Source organism: Metabacillus sp. YM-086 (assembly GCF_048059995.1).
In the GTDB taxonomy this organism is placed as follows: domain Bacteria; phylum Bacillota; class Bacilli; order Bacillales; family Bacillaceae; genus Metabacillus; species Metabacillus litoralis_B.
This window is the reverse complement of sequence record NZ_JBLUOI010000190.1, coordinates 1-588: the sequence shown is the minus strand read 5'-3', so window position 1 is coordinate 588 and position 588 is coordinate 1. Positions and strand designations below refer to the sequence as shown.

The window sequence follows — 588 nt, the reverse complement described above, 5'->3', positions numbered from 1 at the left end:
GGGTAGTAGCTTAACAGAGTATCTGACTATTCGGAGAATCAAGCAAGCTTGTCAATTACTGCAGATGACAAATAAACCGATCGAATTCATTGGTGAAAACTTAGGCTTTGGAAGTGTCTCCTATTTTATTCAAGTGTTTAAAAAAATGGTAGGAACAACTCCACACCAATATAGACGCTCCTTATTAGAAGAGTCATAAATTGAAAGATGGTTATGATGAATGCGGATAGAGATGAAGAAAGAAGCTGGTTGTGCCTTTGATGGTGCGAATGGATTTATACTGTCTACTTGTGCAAAAGCATACGTATTTCTTATTTTCGTATGCTTTTTTTCCATTTTCCCAATCATATGATACAGAAATGGATAATTATTGGGATTTTGACGAATTAAGCATCGGTTTTTCCCTATTTATGGATGATGCGAATGGATTTATACTGTCTACTTATGCAAAAGCATACGAATGTCTTATTTTCGTATGCTTTTTTTCCATTTTCCCAATGATATGATGCATAAATGGATAATTTTTGGGATTTTGACGGATTAAGCATCGGTTTTTCCCTATTTATGGATGATGCGAATGGATTTATA

General features: G+C 34.5%; 1 protein-coding gene. It reads left to right on the top strand.

Annotation, left to right across the window (positions count from 1 at the left end; all coding sequences use genetic code 11):
- Positions 1-199 (top strand): helix-turn-helix transcriptional regulator (locus tag ACEWK1_RS27740; RefSeq protein ID WP_416636896.1); only part of this gene is annotated, 199 nt, incomplete at its 5' end.
- Positions 200-588 lie beyond the last annotated feature (389 nt).